Here is a 19,359-nt window from a genome sequence, read left to right as displayed (position 1 = left end):
TTGCCTGCACAGCTAAATTACAATTAAAGCTGCATTATTTCATACGGAGTTTGCTTATTGATTAACCCTACTGATAGTGGATTATTTCATAATTCCTTTATCTTTATTTTTTACAAACCTAAAACTATGGATGTATTAGCCGTCTTTTTACTGGTGATTGTCATTATTATGATGCTTAATCACAAAGGCAGTTTAAACAATAAGATCAGGGAACTTGAATTTAGAATATTCGAACTAAAGGAGATTATTGAAAAACTGAAGATAACCAGGCCTCCGGTTACCGAAGACGTAAAAAAAGCAGAAGCATCGGCACCTGTTATCACTCCGCCTCCTCCTGTTGCTCCGGTTATACCTGAGCCTGTTGTTGAAACCCCACAACCACCTGTTGAAGCAGAGATAAAACCAGAACCTGTTACGAGTCCAAAAGTTGAAAGGCAGCCTGAGGTTATTGAAGATAGTTTTTCAATCATCAATCGCCCGGTAAAAACACGCGATTATGAGCCTATAAAACCTATAACGTCAAAACCTTCCTTCTTCGAGCGCCATCCCGATCTGGAAAAATTCATCGGCGAAAACCTGGTCAATAAAATAGGTATAGCCATACTGGTACTGGCCATAGGCTTTTTTGTAAAATACGCTATTGATAACGATTGGATAGGCCTTGTTGGCCGGGTGGGCATAGGCATAGTTTGCGGCGGTATTTTAATAGGCGTTGCCCATATGCTCCGCAACAGCTATAAGGCTTTTAGCTCGGTGCTGGTAGGCGGCGGCCTGGCTGTATTTTACTTCACCATAACGCTGGCCTTTCAGCAGTTTCACTTGTTTGGCCAAACAACTGCATTCATCATTTTAATTGTGATCACCATTTTCGCGGTGGTACTTTCCTTATTGTATGATAAGCAGGAGTTGGCGGTAATTGCCCTGGTAGGCGGTTTTGCAAGTCCTTTTATGGTGAGTAACGGCAGCGCCAATTATAATGGCCTGTTTATCTATCTGCTCATATTAAACACCGGCTTACTCATTATTGCTTATTATAAAGCATGGCGTATACTTAATATCGTATCATTCGGGTTTACGGTTATTGTTTTTTCGACCGTGCTTTATACCCTTACGGCCGCCACTTATCATATCGGCTTTACTTTTGCCAGTATTTTTTACGCGCTTTATTTTGCTATCAACATTGCCAACAACGTACGCGAAAACAAGAAATTCATCGCGTCGGATTTTAGTATTCTACTACTCAATACCGGGTTATATTTCGCGACGGGATTATATCTGTTAACAATGATGCATGACGAGCAATACCGCGGTTTGTTTTGCGTAAGTCTCGCGGTTGTAAATCTTGTGTTGTCATACATACTTTTCCGAAACCGTAAGGTAGATATCAACATTCTTTACCTGTTGATTGGCATTACGCTCACATTTATTTCGCTGGCAGCCCCGATACAACTGCATGGGCATAGCATTACGATATTCTGGGCGTCGGAAGCGGTGCTATTATACTGGCTTTACCAAAAGTCAAACATCAATTTAATGAGATATACTTCGTTATTGCTGTGGATAGCTATGTTGCTAAGCTTATTGATGGATTGGGAGCAAATTTACGGAAATACCAATGTAACGCTTACCGTCATAGCCAACAAAGGATTTATTACAACTCTTTGCGCAGCCGTCAGCTCGTTTCTGCTCGCGGTATTAATGTTTAAGGATACAACTGAAGCAACCGGCAGGTTCAAGGTAGATAAACGCGTTTTCAGTATTACAGGGCTTGTCTTGCTATATTTAAGCGGCTTGCTGGAAATCAACCACCAGTTCGTAACCAGGTTCCCATACACCGATCTGAATATTTTATACATGATGGTTTATACACCTGTATTTGTATTTATTTACTACGTGGTATCGTTTAAAATAGCCGTTATCAACTTTACTGATAACCTGAAACTTGGTTTGCTGTTAGCCTGCATTACCATTTACCTGTTGTTGACCCCACTGTTTTTTAACCTGCAGCATGTTATGCTCGAGACAGGTAAAGTACCGGCCGCCCATTTCATGGCGCACTGGGTAGGCGCAATATTTACCGGCCTGCTACTATACCGTGTTATCGCGTTAACCCGTAAAAATGAAAAAGCCGGCATCATCACCTTATTTACCTGGGTATTGAGTGTAGCAGTTGTAGTATTTTTAAGCCTTGAAGTAAGCCTGATGAGCAACCTGTTATTTTATAACAAGGTAAATTCTATTGACAGGATAGAAACGGTTTATATAAAAACCGGACTGCCCATACTTTGGGGCCTGCTTTCCTTCGCGCTGATGTGGCTGGGAATGAAGCATAAACAGCGGGCTATGCGCGTGGCCTCGTTAACGTTATTCTCCATTACATTGCTTAAATTATTTTTGTTCGATATCAAGAACATCCCGATATGGGGCAAAATTGCAGCCTTCTTTTGTCTGGGTATTTTGCTGCTTATTGTTTCATTCATCTATCAAAAAGATAAAAAAAATACAGCTACCGATGAAGCTAACAAACCTGAATAAGCTAACGCTTTCTATCCTGCTGCTTTGTGGCATAGTATTACCGGCATCGGCACAAAAAAACTTTAAATATAAGGCCACGCTGCAAAATATTGACAGCACAGGCTTTTACCGTATTGGTTTGCAACCTGCATTGGTAGCCAAGGCCAAAGTCGATCTTTCGGATATTCGCATTGCCGATTCTAAAGGCAATTTTGTGCCATACATACAAGCCGGGAGCCTGCCACAAAAAAGCCAGAAAAGCTTTGTTGTTTTTCCGGAGATCAGCAACACGCCCAAAACCGATACCAGTACCGTTTTTATCATCGAAAATAAAACCGCCCTGGTGCTCGACCGCCTTTGGATCAGGTTGCAAAACACTGCTGTAAAACGTAAAGTGAACCTGCTGGGCAGCGATAATCTTAACCAGTGGTTTGCTATCCAGGAGGATATTCCGCTGCAGGAAGCTATCCAAAACAGCGAAGGCACCTACTTACAATTGCTGTCCTTCCCGGCAAGTAATTACCGCTATTTGAAAATCCAGGTAAACGATAAGAATAAGAACCCTGTCAAATTCTTGCAGGCCGGCATTTACACCGAGTACGCGTCGGCAGCGCAAAGTTATACTGCCATAGCACCTGTAAATATTATCCGCGCGGATAGCAATAAAGCTACATTTATTGATATCAAGTTAAATGATAACTACCAGGTAAATAAGCTGCATTTCAATATCAGCGCGCCTAAGTACTATAAACGCGGCGTAGCGGTTTACCAGTTCGTGAACAATGGCAAAGAATTGATTAGTGAAGCAGAATTATCATCAGATAAAAATCCCGACCTGCTGATCGCCGCGAAAACCAATCACCTGTTAATTGAAATCAGCAATGGCGATAACCAGCCGCTGAGCATTGGTGAGATTAAAGCTTATCAATCCGAAGAATACCTGATCAGCTATTTGGAAGCCAAACAAAGCTACCAGTTCCTGGCAGGGGACTCATTGGCACAAGCACCGGAATACGATCTGAAATTTTTTGCCGATAGTATCCGCAGCAACACACCTGTTATTAAACATGAAGCTGTTGTTAAAAACACCGGCTACGCGGCGGCGGTTAAACCAGCTGGTAAAGATTACACGGTGTTGATCTGGGTAGCGATCATAGTATCCTTAGGGTTGCTGTTGTTTTTGACTTTGAAGATGACTAAGGAGGTGAAGAAGAAGGAAAATAATAATTGATAGACTCTGCTGTTCTGCTGTTCGAAGTCTCTGACTTCGAACTCGTATGCCTGTAGTTTGCAACTACAGGAAATCACTGTAGTCTGAAGACTACAAACATAGTCGTCCGAAGTCAGAGACTTCGGACAGCGAGATAATTGATGGACTTCGTGTATTAAGCGTATTAACAATCTTCAGTCAGCAATCACCCGTGTATTCAATATCTGCCGCGTAGTTTGCTCTCCTAAGTTTTTGTTCAGCATCTCAATATAAGGGCCGATATCTATTAACGGCCAGTCCGTTCCGAATACGATGTGATCTGTGCCAATTTTTTTTATTTGTTTTTTAAGCGCGATCAGCTGGTGCCAGGTTGTATTCCTTTTGACGGATTTGGTATGGTTACTATTTTCATCGAGCGGGAAAACAGCGCTGACATCAAGGAATAAATTGGACCCAGGCTCTTTATTTGAATGTAAATAGGCAGATATAAGCCTTAGTGCTTTATCCGATTGCCTGTCATACCCACCCCAACCTGCCATGTGGGCTATAACTACTTTAGTATTTTTTGCAAAAGGCAGTATCTGCTTTAACAGTATTTTAGTGTTTGCCGCGCCCTCCCACTTTTCGCTATTGCGGAAATGAACAAGCAACAGCAGCTTGTATTTATTGGCAACAGCAAATACCTTTTGTAACTGCTTAACCTGGGCTTTATCAAAAAGGTTGACCTTGCTATTAGCAAAGTGAAGCTTGAGACCGGTAAAACGTTTGGTGACCGCGCAACGCTCAATCTCTTTTATGGCGTAAGGTTTTAGCGGGTTAATACTCATAAAAGCTTTCAACCGGTCAGGGTACTGTGCGGCTTGCGCGGCAATCCAGTCGTTCTGCTTTTTTACTTCCAGGTATTCATTTTTTACAGGCGTTGCCGGCGAGCCGAACCAATATGCATTTGAGATGATCCAGGCCGAATGAAATTTTGCCTTATCAAGCCGCCCGATGATGGTATCGGCATCAAAGCAAAGCGAATCCATTTTTGTGGCTTTCAGGTGAAAAGCCTTTAACATACGATATCCCAATTGCACCGTGGCAGAGTCCTGCAGGTGCACATGGTAATCTGTGTAATAATTTGGCTTTACCTGCGCCTTTAAATTAACTGCCAGTACCAGGAAAAATATCAGGGCAGCTGCTCGCTGCGAATAATGCTTCATTAAACCTAATGTAGCTATTTATATCGGTTGAATTTTGCACCAGTCTTTCTGTTACCCCCTGATACTTAAAATATCATGCACCGCATGTTCCGCCTTTTCATACTGAAATTTAAAACCGCTATCCAGCAAACGTTTGGGAACTACCCAGCGGCTTTTTAATATCAGTTCAGTTTCAGTTCCGATCAGCAATGCGCCGGCCTCAAGCAGCCATTGGGGAGCAGGTAAACCGAAAGGTGCGCCATAAGCCTCGCGGATGATCTGCATCATGTCTGTGTTCCTGGCAGCTTCAGGGGCAGTACAGTTAAATACTCCATTTAATTCGGGATGATCAAGCAGCCATTGGGTGCTGCGGGCTACGTCATGCTCGTGTACCCAGGCCATGTATTGCTGCCCGTCGCCTTGCTTACCACCAAGGCCAAACCTTACCAGGTTAAGCAACCTCGGAAAGACGCTGTCGCTGTGGCCAAGTACAATGCCCATGCGCAGGGCAATTTTACGGGTGTGGGGCGTATCCGTTTTAAAGAAAGTGCTTTCCCATATATTGCAAACATCGATAGAAAAGCCATAACCGATTTCACCGGTTTCTTCATCCTGAGCATGGTCTTCGGCATGGCGGTAAATAGTAGCAGAGGTTACGTTGATCCAAACTTTTGGCGGATTAGTCATTTTATTGATCACCCGGCCCAACAGCTCGGTTGGCACTACCCTTGAACGGATGATCTCGCGTTTATTTTTTTCAGTATACCGGCAGTTTACATTTTTGCCGCACAGGTTGATCAGCATATCTGCCCCGGTAAGGTGTACCGTCCATCCCGCCTCGGTTTCGCCATCCCAAAGGGCGGTGTGTACATTGCCGTCCACCGGTTTCTGTTTCCGGGCAAGAATGATCACTTCATCTGCCAGATCACGGTAGTATTTAGCCAGCACAGTACCGAGATAGCCATTGCCACCTGCCAGTACAATTTTTTATAAGGTTTCATGATCAGTTAAGGTTTAAAATGAGCAGTAATAAAACAATACGGTAGGTTACCCAGGTAATGGTAAGTACCCAGCCAAGTCCCAGCAATTTGGTGCGGCGGATATGTTCTAAAAACATCAAACCCGCTACTGCCATAAAATACAAGGTATAAACCAGCGGCCCAAATTGAAAAAAGCGACTTACCACCAGGCCAATCAAGAGCAATAAACTGCCTGCAAAAGAGATGGTCATCATATTACCGAGATAGGTCCACAGGTTTCGGCGGTCAAAACTGCAGATCGCGGCACCCTGGAAAAGGATCTGCCCGCCACAGATCAGATATTCACGGTAAGGATTGCCCAAAGGCACCATCCCGACAAGCAAATGTGCATAAGCCGTTAAGATAAACCCGGTACAAAACCAGGTGAACAGCAGGTACAATAAGCGGTAATGCAGCTTAAAGGTAGGCTGGTACTCAAACCCGGTTTCTGCGGCCGGAATAATTACCCGGCGGTTATATGATATAAAAGCATATGCCTTGCTCATAAGCCAGACAAATGGCTTTAAGGCAAATAAGGGGGCGAGTACCGGCCATGAATTAGCAATAACTTTAAAAAGGCTCTTAATACCATAAGTAATCTCACCGCTTTCAAGATCGATCAAAGCTATTTCATTAACGGCCCGTTGCCTGTCATAAACAGGGCAGGTACCCGCATGCGCTTCCTGGTAAGCAGAACGGCCATTGGCGTCAAGCATACCGGTTTTTACAAACGCCCCGGTATAAACACGGCACATGGGGCACTCGGCATCAAACAGGATCATATGATTTTTAAGCGTTTTCATAACTTTCAGTGTTTTCTGAAACAAATATACAATATATTTTAAACTTTCAATAAATACTGAAAATTAAATTTCAATAAACATGTTTCGCTCCTCTTGCAAAATCAGATCTTATCTATAACTTTGAACAACAAAGTACTTTTGATGAAAGAACAAGATATTCATGCAGAGTTAAGTTCCATCCGCGATCTGATGGAGCGGTCGGCCAAATTTATTTCGCTTAGTGGCCTTTCGGGCGTAATGGCCGGGATCTACGCGTTCATTGGCGCGGGGATAGGATATACTTTGCTTCAGGGCCAGTATGCCGCACTCAGAGAAGGCCAGGTCTTTATTGAAGAATCGCTGATCATTAAATTATTTATCGTAGCCATAGCTGTACTTGTACTTTCAATTGGTACCGGCATCTGGCTATCGATACGTAAAGCCAAAAGAAACGGTCAGCCGTTTTGGAACGCCGGCAGCAAGCGCCTGCTTATTAATATGGCAATTCCGCTGGTAAGCGGCGGTTTGTTTACCATAATATTGGTTTACCGCGGCTATTACGGCATTATAGCGCCTGCTACACTGATATTTTATGGCATGTCGTTAGTTGCCGGAAGTCATTATACATATTCGGGGATTAGAAGCTTGGGGATATTGGAGATTTTATTAGGTTTGCTTTGTGCCGTGATGCCGGGCTACGGCTTAATTTTCTGGAGTGTTGGTTTCGGTCTGCTCCACATTATTTATGGTACAGTAATGCATTTTAAATACGATAAGTGAAGATATCATTAGATCAGTTTGATAAAGCCTTTGAAAACCGCATCCGCCTGCAAATCATGAGCGTATTGGTTGCCAACGAAAGCTATGACTTTAACTCGCTTAAAGAATTGCTTGACCTTACCGACGGGAACCTGGCATCGCACCTGAAAGCTCTTGAAAAAGAAGAATACATCCAGGTGGAGAAATCTTTCATAGGCCGCAAACCCAATACGCGCTACCTGGCATCCGAAAAAGGGCGCGCCGCATTCAGGCTGCACCTGCTTGCCCTCGAAAATTTGATCAAACAGCAGAAACTATAATTTTTTTATTTATTCACTTTGAAATACAAAGTGAATTTAAAACAGTTGATTCTACCTAAACCTAATCACTATATCATCCGGCATTCCCAACATTGGGAGTGCCGGTTTTTCTTTCAGCTCAATGCATCTGTTTACAGGAAGCGTAAAACAACTTCAATAATTTTCTTACTACTTTTACATGAAGCATCTGGTTATTTCAAGCAATACATAAAGTACATCTCCCATGGAATTTCAAAACTTATTGATAGCAAATAAAGAGCGTATTCAATACATCACCATCAACCGCGAAAGCAAACTGAATGCCCTTAATAAAGATACCCTTGCCGAACTGCATACTGCATTTGCCGAGGCATTTCAAAATCCGGACGTCGGCGGTATCATCATCACCGGAGCCGGACCAAAAGCGTTTGTTGCCGGTGCAGATATCAGTGAGTTTGCGGCACTGGATGTTGAAGGAGGGGCGCAGCTTTCACGCAAAGGCCATACCGAAGTTTTTGACCTGATAGCCAATGGCAATAAGCCTGTAATTGCGGCAGTAAATGGCTTTGCTTTAGGCGGAGGACTTGAGCTGGCTATGGCCTGTCATATCCGCATAGCATCCGATAACGCTAAAATGGGCCTGCCCGAGGTAACTTTAGGACTGATGCCCGGTTACGGCGGCACACAACGCCTTACCCAACTGGTTGGCAAAGGCAAAGCTATGGAAATGATCCTCACTGCCGATATGATCACCGCTGCCGATGCCTTGCAATATGGCCTGGTTACCCATGTAACTACTCCCGAAGAGCTGTTAATTAAAGTCGAAGAAATCCTGAATAAAATATTAACTCGCGCTCCGTTGGCACTTGCTGCCGCCATTCGCTGTATCAACGCCGCATATACCGATGGGGTTAACGGCTATGAAACCGAAATAACAGAATTTGGAAAAAGCTTCGGCACCAAAGATTTTAAAGAGGGAGTGGCTGCCTTTATGGAAAAACGCAAAGCGGAGTTTAAAGGGGAGTAGAAAATTATTCTCGCCCAATCAAGTGCCTATGCCATATCCGTTAACTTGAGGCAAAAAAGGGGGGATTGCGCGATTCCCCTCTTGAGAGGGGTGTAGGGGTGTGTTTCTGCTTTGATAAGCCAAGCGCACAAACACACCCCTGCTATCGCTCATTCCTCCGCGCCCCCTCTCAAGAGGGGATTCTTCAAAATATTATTTAACTAATCCTCGACTATCGCATTTTAGGAGCGTCCACATTCCCGCGTTAACCCTACCAATATTTCTTATCCATAAGCCATGCTGCCAGATCTTTATTATAATTAAAGTATGAGTCTAGCGGCATTTTAGCTGCATTCAGAATAATTACCGGCACTTTTATCTCATAAACAGAACCATGGCTTCGGTACGTTTCCGGCAGATCTTCTTCTGCACCGGTTTCCAGGTCGCCAAAAACGGTGGTCGAATCGCCAAGTACAACAAGATCGCCTATCCGGTTCGGCGGAAGATGATATTTCTTAGCTGCCTCGGCGCGGGTTAGTACCGTTTCAACACCTTTAATTTTATACAACGCCTTTTTAACCTCCGGCAGATCGCCATCTTTATTCAAATAAACATAAGCAGCGCCACCAAAACCACGGTGATGCTTTACATATTTATCTTTCTCAGGGCTTAGCGCCAGTTTAATATCAACGTGCTGCAACTGCAACGCTTTCTTCACATCTACACAACGGCTTTTGTGGTTTACATCATGATCGGCAGTGATGAGTATGGTTGCATCAGGTGCCGTTTCATTGATCTGGCCTATCAGCTTATCAATATTAGCTAAATGCCTGATAGAATTACTATCCGCAGGTGCCCAGGTATGCATCGGGTAATCGGTAGTATGGATATAGATGCAACGGATATCTTTACGGTTTTTAAGCAAATAGATACCTGCTTTCATTGTCCAGTAATTTACTTCGGCACTGTAAATACTTGCAGGCGTGCCTATCTTATTTGTCCATGAGGTATCGGCTGTTTCCGGCGATACTACAATATCGGTCCCCTCGGGCAGCAGAGTGGTACTTTTCTTTTTACTGGAGATCAGTGCCGACTTAATCCCATCCGTTTTCAACTTTTGAAAAATGGTAGGGGCAAGCACCAGGTGCTTATCTTCCATGTATTCTTCCTCACCTTTGTCATTTAAAAAAAAGTTTCCGCTGATGCCGTTTACCTCCGGAAAGGTACCCGTACAAATTGAAGTATTGTTGGCATTGGTAACTGTTGGCATTAAAGCGCTAACCTGTTTAAAAAAGCCTTTGGTAATCATCGCTTTTAAATGCGGCATAGGGGCATTATTAAAATAACTCATGCCAAAACCATCCATCATAATGATCACAACCCTTTTACCATGGTTAAATTGTTTCTGTTGGGCCAGGCTTATTTGTCCGGTCAACAATAAGATAAAAGCGATTATATAACGGCAGGTATTTTTCATGATCATTTTTTAACGAAAATAACCCGCTCAAAACCCATCTATGTTAATAGGAAATAATTTAACCGAATAATGATCTGTCCTTAACACTAAAACACCCTAAACGGCCGATTCTGAAAGTACCTTTTGAAAGACATTTTGCCATTTCACCCAATTTCACGCAGAATTCATCATTTTCAGGCTCAAAACTCCATGTTAAGACAATGTTAATTTTGACAGAAAAACAGCAATTACAAGGCCATTTGACAATATCCTGACCAAAATACCAATAGGGTCAAAAAATAAATTACTATCAATCAATTGATTAAATACTCATGACTTTTGGATGAAAAATCGAATCTGAATTATGCAGTTAATTTGCTTCGTGTTTCAAACAACATATATCAAAAACACAACAATAGTTATGAAAAATTTATTCAAAGTTTCAGCTTTAGCCCTTGCATTTGCAGGCTTAGCTTTTGGTGCAAAAGCACAAACATCTACACCTACTACCCCATCTACAACATCAACTACAACTAAAAGTGGCATCCGTTATAGCATAGGCGTTGAAGCAGGTTTACCTGTTGGCAATTTCAAAGACAACTACAAATGGAACTTAGGCGGTTCTGTTCAGGCTGATATCCCGGTTGTTTCAAACCAATTATTTGTTACTGTTAACGCAGGTTATAACAATGTATTCGGCAAAAACAACATAGGTGGTGTTCAAGGTCTTGATGCAACTGATTTCCACTTAATTCCGGTTAAAGCTGGTTTGAAATACTTCCCAATCAGCAATTTCTACGTACAAGGTGAAGCCGGTGCAGCATTTTTGTTAAACAAATCTGACGTTAATGCTAACAAATCAACAGCGTTTGTTTATGCTCCACAAATTGGTGTACAATTCCCGGTAAGCGCAAGCAGCTTTATTGATGCAGGTATCCGCTATGAAGCTACTACCAAATACGCAACAGGTATTGATCAAAGCAAAGTGAACTTTATAGGTTTACGTGTAGCGTACGGCTTTTAATATATGGCCCTACAAATACCTTGACATAAAAAAGGGGAGCTCATTCGGGCTCCCCTTTTTTATTGTTTTTTTAATTCATATGAACCTTAATAATTAAATAAATCGTATAAATTAGCACATTGTTTGTATTTTGACACTTAATAAGACATTTACCGCACAATAATTGCTGAATATGAAGAGGATCCTCATCATTGATGATGAAGTTAATGTTGCGTTATTGCTATCGAAGTTTTTAACGCGAAATGGGTTTGACGTTAGTACCGCATCAAGTGGTACGGGGGGTATGGAGGCGTTGAAAAACGGTGAATATCAACTTGTACTTTGCGATTTCAGGCTTGAAGATACCGACGGGCGCGAAATGCTCCGTAACATTAAAATCCAGTATCCTAAAACTGGGGTTATTATCATCACCGGCTATTCAGACATTAAGATGGCTGTTGAGTTGATCAAAATGGGGGCTTATGATTATATCACCAAGCCGCTATATCCGGATGAGATCTTAAATACCATAAATAAGGCTCTTGAAACTCACCACGCACTGGTTGAGGTTGATGAAGAGCCACAGGCTGCCATTGTACCTGAAAAAGCAAAGACCAATACCGTTAAAAAAACTGTTTTTGCCGCCGAATTTGTTACCGGCACCAGTCGCGCCTCAAAAGAGCTTGCCCGGCAGATTGAACTGGTAGCGCCAACCAATTACAGCGTTATTATTTTAGGCGAAAGTGGTACAGGTAAGGAATCGGTTGCCAAAAGCATCCACCTGAACAGTCCGCGCCATAATCAGCCGTTCATTGCCATGGATTGCGGTTCGTTAACCAAAGAGCTTGCTGCAAGTGAGTTTTTCGGTCACGAAAAAGGTTCATTCACGGGTGCTTTATATACCAAGATTGGCCACTTTGAAATGGCTAACGGCGGTACGCTGTTTTTAGATGAAGTGGGTAACCTTTCATATGAAATCCAGGCCGCATTGCTTCGTACCGTACAGGAACGCAAAGTTAAAAGGATAGGCAGCACCAAGGAGATTGATCTTGATGTGCGTATTATTATAGCCACCAACGAAAACCTGCAGGAAGGCATCCAGAAAGGCCGTTTCCGTGAGGATCTTTATCATCGCTTTAACGAGTTCAGCATTTACATGCCGCCTTTGCGCGAGCGTGGACACGATATTATATTACTGGCCGAGCACTTTCTAAAAATAGCAAACCAGGAACTTGGCCGCAGTGTCGAATCCTTTTCGCAGGAAGTTGTGGATTGCTTTATGAACTACCGCTGGCAGGGTAACATCCGCGAGCTTAAAAACGTGATCCGCCGCGCCGCGCTTTTGGCCGAGGGCAACGAGATTACGCTTAAAGCATTGCCGCTTGAAATGTCCACTTATAAGTTATCATACGAAGCACCTAATCATTACACGCAACAGCAACCGGCTGCTAAGCCGTATGAAGCTCCGGAGGTTAAGGAAACCCGTCATGATCTAAAAAACGCCGCGCTTGAAGCCGAATATGAAACCATCATCAGGGTGCTGAGGGAGGTTAACTTCAATAAAACCAAAGCCGCCGAGATCCTGAACATTGATCGTAAAACCCTTTATAATAAAATGAAGGCCATTAACCTTAAATAGTAATATGGGGGCTAATGAAGATAAAAACGACGCCGAAGCCTTGCGCAAATTAAGGCATGATATAAAAAATCAACTATCAAACATACACCTTGCGCTTGAGCAGTTGCGGTACGAAATACCTAACCCAACGTCGGATTGTTTGTTTTACATGGATACCATAGAGATAAGCTCAACCCGGATCAATACCCTGCTTAACAATACCAACTAAAAGGCGTTGCAATTAATACTTGAAACGCCAAAACTTTTTGGCGTTTTTTTGTTTTAAGCAAATATCAACACAACAGCCTAAATGTCAGTATTCAACTATAAACAACGCAATAACATCATCCTGGTAAGCATTATTATACTGGGCTGTTTTTTACTTTACGCAATTAGCGGTTTATTTAGTTCGATACTTGGTGCTGTAGTATTGTTTACCATTTTCAGGCCGCTGTTTGTAAACCTGGTCGAAAAACGCAACTGGAACAAAACATTGGTAGCCCTGCTCATCATTTTCAGCTCACTTATTGTTATCGTTATCCCTTTCCTAACGCTGAGCATCATGATAGTGGGCAAAATTTCAAGCATCAATATCAAAGACCTGCCTATTGACCAATGGACATCAAAAATTGATGCTTTTGCGGCATCTAACTTAAATCAGCCCCATTTTGCTGAAGACACCCTTCAAAAACTGGGGACTTTTGGTACGGGCTTGTTTCCATCAATATTAAGCAGCGCAGCCAATATCATCATAACCCTGCTGGTATTGTACTTTCTTTTGTATTTCATGCTCACGCAAATGCGTGAGTTTGAGGCCGGCTTATTAAAATACGCGCCTTTCCGCGAACAGCATGCATTAAAATTTGCCGCCGCACTACGCGATTCTACCTATTCCAACGTTTTAGGACAAGGTATAATTGCCGCCACACAGGGCTTTTTGCTGGCCCTGGGCTTTTACGCACTAAGTATTCCGGATGCTGTATTTTGGGGGGTAATAGGGGCATTCATATCTTTTTTACCTGTTGTTGGGGCGCCAACCTTGTGTATTCCGGCAAGTATTATATTATTTGCACAGGGGCATAACTGGCAGGGGGTGGCAATACTTGTTTATGGCTTACTGGTTATTGGCAATATTGACAATGTTTTACGCATGATCATTAACAAGCGTATAGCCAACACGCACCCCATAATTTCAATAATCGGGGTATTTATTGGCTTACCTTTGTTTGGTATCCTGGGCCTGGTATTTGGCCCGGTGCTGTTATCATATTTTCTGCTGTTGCTGGAAATCTATGAAACAAACCGTATGGCGGCCGATAGGCTTGAGCGGATAAACAGTAGTGTATAAATTATACCGTACAGCCCTGAACAGTTTTGTGAACACAGGGTAAAATTTATTAATCAGATAAAAGTTAATTTATACTTAAATAAAAATAAATGCGCCAAATACACATATTTGGCAGGATATTTACGAGTAACTAATCAAATGTTCAACTTTAAATTATATTACAATGAATGATAACTCAAAAGTAGTTGTTGCATTGCTTGCCGGTTTAGCAGCAGGGGCAGCGTTAGGCATTTTGTTTGCACCTGATAAAGGAAATGAAACCCGCGACAAGCTTACCGAATCGTTAAAAAACCTTGGCGAGTCAATAAAAGATACTGCAGCTGCTGAAATTGACAACCTGGTTGGTTTAAAAGACAAAGTTGTTGAAAACATTAAGTCGAAAATCAAAGGCGCTGAAGAAGAATACCAGGATGACCTTGAGCACGCATAAGCATGTATAACACCAATCCCGGATGTGGATGAACACCATATCCGGGATATATAACCTTACCTATGGAAGAGAAAAAAGATACCCAACCACCATTACCACCCATTATTGACCAGTTAAAAGAGTACGCCGAAACACGGTTTAAGCTTTTAAAATATGAAGCAATTGAAGGCGGATCATCCATTTTGGCAAGTGTAATTGCCGATGTGGTAGTTGTGATCAGCATGGTGCTGGCCTTTCTTTTTGCCAGTGTTACGCTCGGTTTTTTTCTGGCCGATGTTTTTCACTCCTACTGGGAAGGTTTTGGATGTGTAGCCGTCCTTTACTTTTTGATAGCCATGTTTATCAAGATATTTAAACGACACCTTGAAAGGCCGCTTATCAACATCTTTATTCAAAAAATATTTAAACGATAAACCATGGATCTTCATATCACAAACGTAAGCGATCTGCAGGCCGAAATATTCAGGCTTAAAGCACTCGAAAAACAGCAAAGCGTTGCGCTTAAAGCGCGCTTCAATAGTCCATCGGCTATTTTTTCTACCGCGCTCACACTGTTCCCGCGTTCAAACGATACTGATGGGATAAAGGGTACCAGCTTCTTTCATCCGGATATTCTGAACCTTGTTTCCAGGTTTATTATCCCGCTTGCCTTAAACAAAACTTTATTTAAGCATTCAAATTTTTTGGTAAAAACGCTGGTTGGCCTTGTTTCGCAAAAAGCGTCAAACTATGTTAATGAGGATGCAGTTAGCGGTATTTGGGATAAAGCAAAAGCATTATTTAGCAAATTCATCAAAAAGAAAGAGGATAAGGAATACAAACCGGCACCATATGTTAAGCCGGTAGGTGGGGCTGCGGTATAAATCCTTATTTCGCCCGGTCTGATAAGCGCCTTGAGCCTCAGTTAGGTTTAAATTCGTAAAATTGGTGCTTATTAGATATTTTTGCGCTTTATTTTAAAAATTAAAGTGGGAAAAGATAAGATAAGACGTTTTGCCGAGATTGAAACCTTTAATAACGTACTGCAATTAGATGCCGGCAAACCTTTTAAAGGCCAGTGGAGCCGCGAGTTTTTTAAGAACGATAACCCGGTAGTGCTTGAACTTGCCTGCGGTAAAGGCGAATACACCGTAAACCTTGCCCGCATGTTTCCCGATAAAAACTTTATAGGTATCGATTATAAGGGCAACCGCATCTGGCGCGGCGCTAAAACTGCTATTGAAGATGGTGTACCCAATGTTGCCTTTTTACGTATTCAGATTGAAAACCTGCTCGATTATTTTGCTCCCGGCGAAGTTGATGAGATCTGGATTACCTTCCCCGACCCTCAGCCCCAGCTAAGTCGCGAGAAAAAGCGCCTCACCTCACCACGGTTCCTGGATAAATATGTGATCATCCTTAAGCCAGGTGGCTTTGTTAACCTCAAAACTGATAACGATGGTTTGCATGCCTACACTGCCGAAAAGATAGACGAGCTTAAATTGAACCTTCATGTGAAAACAGAAGATCTTTATCATTCGGAGCATGCCGATGAGGTGTTGTCTATCAAAACTTACTACGAGAAAAAATATTTACAGGATAACAAGAACATTAACTACCTTAAGTTTTCATTCCCGGTAAAAGCTTAATGGAAGAGATTAATTTTTTTGAAAAAGTATACCAGGTAGCCCGCCTCATTCCACCGGGACGGGTAACCTCTTATGGCGCTATAGCGGCTTACCTTGGCACCAAAGGTTCATCGCGTATGGTAGGCTGGGCCATGCAGGCAGCCGGAAATGTAAAACCACCTGTACCTGCCCATCGTGTAGTAAACCGTCAGGGATTATTAACAGCGAAAGCTCATTTTGGCGGCAACCGTATGGCCGAAATGCTGGAAAGCGAAGGCGTAAAAGTTATTGACGATCAGATCCAGGATTTTAAATTGCATTTCTGGGACCCGATGGTGGAACTGGCGTTGTGATGTAATTCCTTTAAAATCAAAACCATGTCATTGCGAGGCACGAAGCAATCGCATGCTATACAGAGCGACTTTGCCTCCGTGCGATTGCTTCGTGCCTCGCAATGACCTGGTTTTCTAAGCCGCCACCCGGCAATCATTTTTATTTTAATATCACACCGTAAACTGCAGCAATTCCATCCTGTTTCCAAATGGGTCAATAAACGAAAACCGGGTGCGACCGGGAATAATCGGTTCTTCCCAAAACTCAACGCCATAACTTTCCAAATGCCGGCGGGCTTCGGCAATATCGGTAACCTCAAAGGCTGTATGGCGCGATGTACGGGGCAAGGCGTCTTCGGTACTTAAATGAAGTTGGATATCCGCTATTTGAAACCAGTAGCCTTTTGACTTAAAGGCAGGCCGTTCTATGCGTTGCAAACCCACAACATCTGTGTAAAAAATCATTGCTTCTTCCAGCCGTTCCAGCGGAACACAAACCTGGATATGGTCGGCGCGTTTAAAGTTGATCATAAGCCCCTCTAAATCTCCCCTAAAGGGGAGACGTTTAATAATAATTATTTAACTAAGTTTTATGATAATATTAGGCATCATGTTCGGCAAAAGTAAGCACATAGCCGTTATTATCTTTTATCGAGAACTCGGTAGCGCCATAAAAAGTAGTTTCAAGACCTTTTAATACGGTTACCTTTTCCTTTATTTCTTCAAAAAACGCACGGATATTTTTAAGGTTGATATATAACAGTAACGAACCTCCGTCGGTACGCTGTATATCAGGCAGATCCTCGCCCAAACTATCATACGTCTGAAACATCATGATTACACTGCCATTGGTCATCATGGCCCAAACCAGATCGGTACCGGTTTCAGGGACACTCATGGTAACTTTGAAACCTAACAGTTCATAAAAACTGATGGTTTGGTTAATATCATTTACAAAAATATTGGGCGATAAACTTTCCATAATTAGCGCGTAAAAATTTTGATTAGCGGCTATAAAAATAACGATCCGCTCTTTCAAATGCTAAATATTTTAGCTTAATTAGCTTAAATTTTATTAACAAACACAACATCCCGTGGGAAAACTTGTAGAAGAATTTGACGCCTATCGCTCTAAGATGAACGAAAGGATCATGGAGACCGCCAATACCAACATCAAACGCTTTTTTGCACTCGATACAACCAGCTACGCCGAAGGCGCGCTTGACGTTAAAACCAAAGAGATGCTTGGCCTGGTAGCCAGCATGGTTTTGCGTTGCGACGATTGTATCAAATACCACCTCGGCAAATGTCACGAGGCCGGCGTTAATCATGATGAAATGAACGAGATCTTCATGATAGCCAACCTGGTAGGCGGCTCAATTGTTATTCCGCATTACAGAAGAGCAGTTGAATACTGGGATGAGTTGAATGAAGTGAAATAAGTATACAACAGCTTCGTTATAAGGAAGAAGCAAGCATAATTAACTAAGATTGCTTCACCCTTATAACAACGCTGTTTACCTAACCTACCACACCATGTACAAACCTCACCCACGCAGAAAGCTGTTCAATATTGACATGTTTCCAATGGTCAATTTATTATTGATTATTTTATTGTTTTGCATATCTGGCTATCGTCCTTCAACACCTTATCCTATCCAAATCAATTTGCCAACAGGGCATTATTTTAATACTGCGGATCCGGAAAGCTACATAACTACTATACTCATAGGGCAAAAAAAGCTAATGTTAAGGTTTGATGCAGCGGATGTACGAGAAGAAACACTAAAGCAAATGGGAGGTAGACACAATACCGATTTCACGCCGGCGGAGATAACTAAATTTGGCGAAACGGACATTATCGGAACACCACTGGTTCAAATCAAAAAATATATTTCGAGTTATTATAACGCTGCGGATTATTACAATCAACCGGGGTTAGCACTCGATGAATTAGCCGAATGGATAAAGGAATCGCATAAGGCTACTTTCGAAAAACATAACAGAAGATCGCGTATTTTCATCATGGCCGATGCGGAAACTCCATACCCTGTGATCAAAGATGTAATAGCCATGCTGGGGCAGCAAAAAATCAACAAATTTTCAATCATTTATTCCTACCTAAGACCAATATAATGAGCAATCAAACCAACAACCCAACCCGCTGCTCCTGGGCAGGCACTGATGAACTATATATTAAATATCACGACCAGGAGTGGGGAAAAGAGGTTCATGACGACCATACCTTTTTTGAATTCATGATCCTTGAATCTGCGCAGGCAGGGTTGAGCTGGATCACGATCCTGCGCCGTCGGGAGGCTTACCGTAAAGCGTTCGCCAATTTTGATGTACAGAAGGTGGCAGCCTTTACTGTGAATGATGTTGAGCGCCTGCTGCAGGATGAAGGCATTATTCGTAATCGGCTTAAAATACAAACCTCCATTAGTAACGCTAAACTGTTTATCGATATACAAAAAGAGTTTGGCTCTTTTGATAAATACCTTTATAGTTTTATGCCAGGGGGGAAAGCCATCATGAACAACTCTAACGCAACACCGGCAACCAGTCCCGAGTCTGACGCGATAGCTAAAGACATGAAAAAACGTGGTTTTAAGTTCTTTGGCACCACTATTTGTTATGCTTTTATGCAGGCCACCGGTATGGTTAATGATCACATTCCTACCTGTAGTTTTAAACAAACAGACGCTAATTTGTATTAGCGTAATTCATTAAAATTGGTGTACTTTGCAGGAAACCATTACCTGCGCTATTGGGTGATGATTGCCTTTTCG

Annotated in this window: 23 protein-coding genes; 17 read left to right on the top strand and 6 right to left on the bottom strand. The window is 42.4% G+C overall.

Annotated features, from left to right (window positions below; genetic code table 11):
• The first annotated feature begins 126 nt into the window (after nt 1–126).
• Together DEO27_RS27100 and DEO27_RS27095 are read left to right on the top strand one after the other, a co-directional pair.
• The gene (locus DEO27_RS27100; protein ID WP_112571462.1) at nt 127–2,535 is read left to right on the top strand and encodes a DUF2339 domain-containing protein; all 2,409 of its coding nucleotides are present in this window, start codon (nt 127–129) and stop codon (nt 2,533–2,535) included.
• Nucleotides 2,513–3,745: a hypothetical protein gene (locus DEO27_RS27095; protein ID WP_112571464.1), complete on the top strand. Its 1,233-nt coding sequence runs from the start codon at nt 2,513–2,515 to the stop codon at nt 3,743–3,745. Before DEO27_RS27100 ends, DEO27_RS27095 begins: the two co-directional genes overlap by 23 nt.
• Nucleotides 3,746–3,918: 173 nt before the next feature.
• On the opposite strand, the gene DEO27_RS27090 is transcribed toward DEO27_RS27095, so the two are convergent.
• The 3 genes from DEO27_RS27090 to DEO27_RS27080 are packed head-to-tail and all read right to left on the bottom strand — an operon-like array spanning nt 3,919 to nt 6,730.
• Nucleotides 3,919–4,929 carry an amidohydrolase family protein gene (locus tag DEO27_RS27090; RefSeq protein WP_112571466.1) on the bottom strand — a complete coding sequence of 337 codons (1,011 nt, stop codon included), beginning with the start codon at nt 4,927–4,929 and terminating at the stop codon, nt 3,919–3,921.
• Nucleotides 4,930–4,980: 51 nt separating this feature from the next.
• Entirely contained in the window at nt 4,981–5,856 is an 876-nt protein-coding gene (locus DEO27_RS27085; protein ID WP_223818066.1) for a TIGR01777 family oxidoreductase, read from the bottom strand.
• 55 nt (nt 5,857–5,911) lie between these two features.
• Nucleotides 5,912–6,730, bottom strand: a complete 819-nt coding sequence (locus tag DEO27_RS27080; RefSeq protein ID WP_112571470.1) for a DCC1-like thiol-disulfide oxidoreductase family protein — start codon at nt 6,728–6,730, stop codon at nt 5,912–5,914.
• Nucleotides 6,731–6,871: 141 nt separating this feature from the next.
• Here DEO27_RS27080 and DEO27_RS27075 point away from each other — a divergent pair, with 141 nt between their 5' ends.
• The 3 genes from DEO27_RS27075 (at nt 6,872) to DEO27_RS27065 (ending at nt 8,794) form a co-directional block, all read left to right on the top strand.
• Complete coding sequence (locus tag DEO27_RS27075; RefSeq protein ID WP_112571472.1) at nt 6,872–7,489, top strand: hypothetical protein; 618 nt, start codon at nt 6,872–6,874, stop codon at nt 7,487–7,489.
• A complete protein-coding gene (locus DEO27_RS27070; protein WP_112571474.1) occupies nt 7,486–7,788 on the top strand; it encodes a winged helix-turn-helix domain-containing protein in 303 nt (100 codons plus the stop codon). The genes DEO27_RS27075 and DEO27_RS27070 overlap by 4 nt, the downstream gene beginning before the upstream one ends.
• 223 nt (nt 7,789–8,011) lie before the next feature.
• Nucleotides 8,012–8,794, top strand: coding sequence for an enoyl-CoA hydratase/isomerase family protein (locus tag DEO27_RS27065; RefSeq protein ID WP_112571476.1), 783 nt, complete (start codon nt 8,012–8,014; stop codon nt 8,792–8,794).
• A gap of 250 nt (nt 8,795–9,044) precedes the next feature.
• On the opposite strand, the gene DEO27_RS27060 is transcribed toward DEO27_RS27065, so the two are convergent.
• Nucleotides 9,045–10,250 (bottom strand): alkaline phosphatase family protein, encoded by a 1,206-nt coding sequence (locus DEO27_RS27060; protein ID WP_190295256.1) that lies wholly within the window; start codon nt 10,248–10,250, stop codon nt 9,045–9,047.
• A gap of 400 nt (nt 10,251–10,650) precedes the next feature.
• Here DEO27_RS27060 and DEO27_RS27055 point away from each other — a divergent pair, with 400 nt between their 5' ends.
• From DEO27_RS27055 to DEO27_RS27015, 9 genes are all read left to right on the top strand, one after another.
• Entirely contained in the window at nt 10,651–11,253 is a 603-nt protein-coding gene (locus DEO27_RS27055) for a hypothetical protein (protein WP_223818065.1), read from the top strand.
• Between the two features lie 172 nt (nt 11,254–11,425).
• Entirely contained in the window at nt 11,426–12,871 is a 1,446-nt protein-coding gene (locus DEO27_RS27050; protein ID WP_112571482.1) for a sigma-54-dependent transcriptional regulator, read from the top strand.
• 4 nt (nt 12,872–12,875) lie between these two features.
• Complete coding sequence (locus tag DEO27_RS27045; protein ID WP_112571484.1) at nt 12,876–13,079, top strand: hypothetical protein; 204 nt, start codon at nt 12,876–12,878, stop codon at nt 13,077–13,079.
• 81 nt (nt 13,080–13,160) lie between these two features.
• A complete protein-coding gene (locus DEO27_RS27040) occupies nt 13,161–14,198 on the top strand; it encodes an AI-2E family transporter (protein ID WP_112571486.1) in 1,038 nt (345 codons plus the stop codon).
• 163 nt (nt 14,199–14,361) lie between these two features.
• Nucleotides 14,362–14,628, top strand: a complete 267-nt coding sequence (locus DEO27_RS27035; protein WP_090532345.1) for a YtxH domain-containing protein — start codon at nt 14,362–14,364, stop codon at nt 14,626–14,628.
• A 62-nt stretch (nt 14,629–14,690) separates the two neighbouring features.
• Nucleotides 14,691–15,041, top strand: coding sequence for a phage holin family protein (locus DEO27_RS27030; protein WP_112571488.1), 351 nt, complete (start codon nt 14,691–14,693; stop codon nt 15,039–15,041).
• 3 nt (nt 15,042–15,044) lie between these two features.
• Nucleotides 15,045–15,491, top strand: coding sequence for a hypothetical protein (locus DEO27_RS27025; RefSeq protein WP_112571490.1), 447 nt, complete (start codon nt 15,045–15,047; stop codon nt 15,489–15,491).
• Nucleotides 15,492–15,596: 105 nt separating this feature from the next.
• Nucleotides 15,597–16,256, top strand: a complete 660-nt coding sequence (trmB, locus tag DEO27_RS27020; protein ID WP_112571492.1) for a tRNA (guanosine(46)-N7)-methyltransferase TrmB — start codon at nt 15,597–15,599, stop codon at nt 16,254–16,256.
• The gene (locus DEO27_RS27015; protein WP_112571494.1) at nt 16,256–16,588 is read left to right on the top strand and encodes an MGMT family protein; all 333 of its coding nucleotides are present in this window, start codon (nt 16,256–16,258) and stop codon (nt 16,586–16,588) included. The genes trmB and DEO27_RS27015 overlap by 1 nt, the downstream gene beginning before the upstream one ends.
• 150 nt (nt 16,589–16,738) lie before the next feature.
• Here DEO27_RS27015 and DEO27_RS27010 read toward each other — a convergent pair whose 3' ends face one another.
• Together DEO27_RS27010 and DEO27_RS27005 are read right to left on the bottom strand one after the other, a co-directional pair.
• The gene (locus DEO27_RS27010) at nt 16,739–17,098 is read right to left on the bottom strand and encodes a VOC family protein (protein ID WP_112571496.1); all 360 of its coding nucleotides are present in this window, start codon (nt 17,096–17,098) and stop codon (nt 16,739–16,741) included.
• Nucleotides 17,099–17,168: 70 nt separating this feature from the next.
• Entirely contained in the window at nt 17,169–17,606 is a 438-nt protein-coding gene (locus DEO27_RS27005; protein ID WP_223818064.1) for a VOC family protein, read from the bottom strand.
• Between the two features lie 55 nt (nt 17,607–17,661).
• On the opposite strand from DEO27_RS27005, the gene DEO27_RS27000 reads away from it, so the two are divergent.
• From DEO27_RS27000 to DEO27_RS26990, 3 genes are all read left to right on the top strand, one after another.
• Nucleotides 17,662–18,009 carry a carboxymuconolactone decarboxylase family protein gene (locus tag DEO27_RS27000; RefSeq protein ID WP_112571500.1) on the top strand — a complete coding sequence of 116 codons (348 nt, stop codon included), beginning with the start codon at nt 17,662–17,664 and terminating at the stop codon, nt 18,007–18,009.
• 94 nt (nt 18,010–18,103) lie between these two features.
• Nucleotides 18,104–18,703, top strand: a complete 600-nt coding sequence (locus tag DEO27_RS26995; RefSeq protein ID WP_112571502.1) for an ExbD/TolR family protein — start codon at nt 18,104–18,106, stop codon at nt 18,701–18,703.
• Nucleotides 18,703–19,287 carry a DNA-3-methyladenine glycosylase I gene (locus tag DEO27_RS26990; RefSeq protein WP_112571504.1) on the top strand — a complete coding sequence of 195 codons (585 nt, stop codon included), beginning with the start codon at nt 18,703–18,705 and terminating at the stop codon, nt 19,285–19,287. The genes DEO27_RS26995 and DEO27_RS26990 overlap by 1 nt, the downstream gene beginning before the upstream one ends.
• Nucleotides 19,288–19,359: the final 72 nt, after the last annotated feature.

Source organism: Mucilaginibacter rubeus (assembly GCF_003286415.2).
Classification (GTDB): domain Bacteria; phylum Bacteroidota; class Bacteroidia; order Sphingobacteriales; family Sphingobacteriaceae; genus Mucilaginibacter; species Mucilaginibacter rubeus_A.
This window is presented reverse-complemented; position numbering and strand designations above follow the sequence as displayed.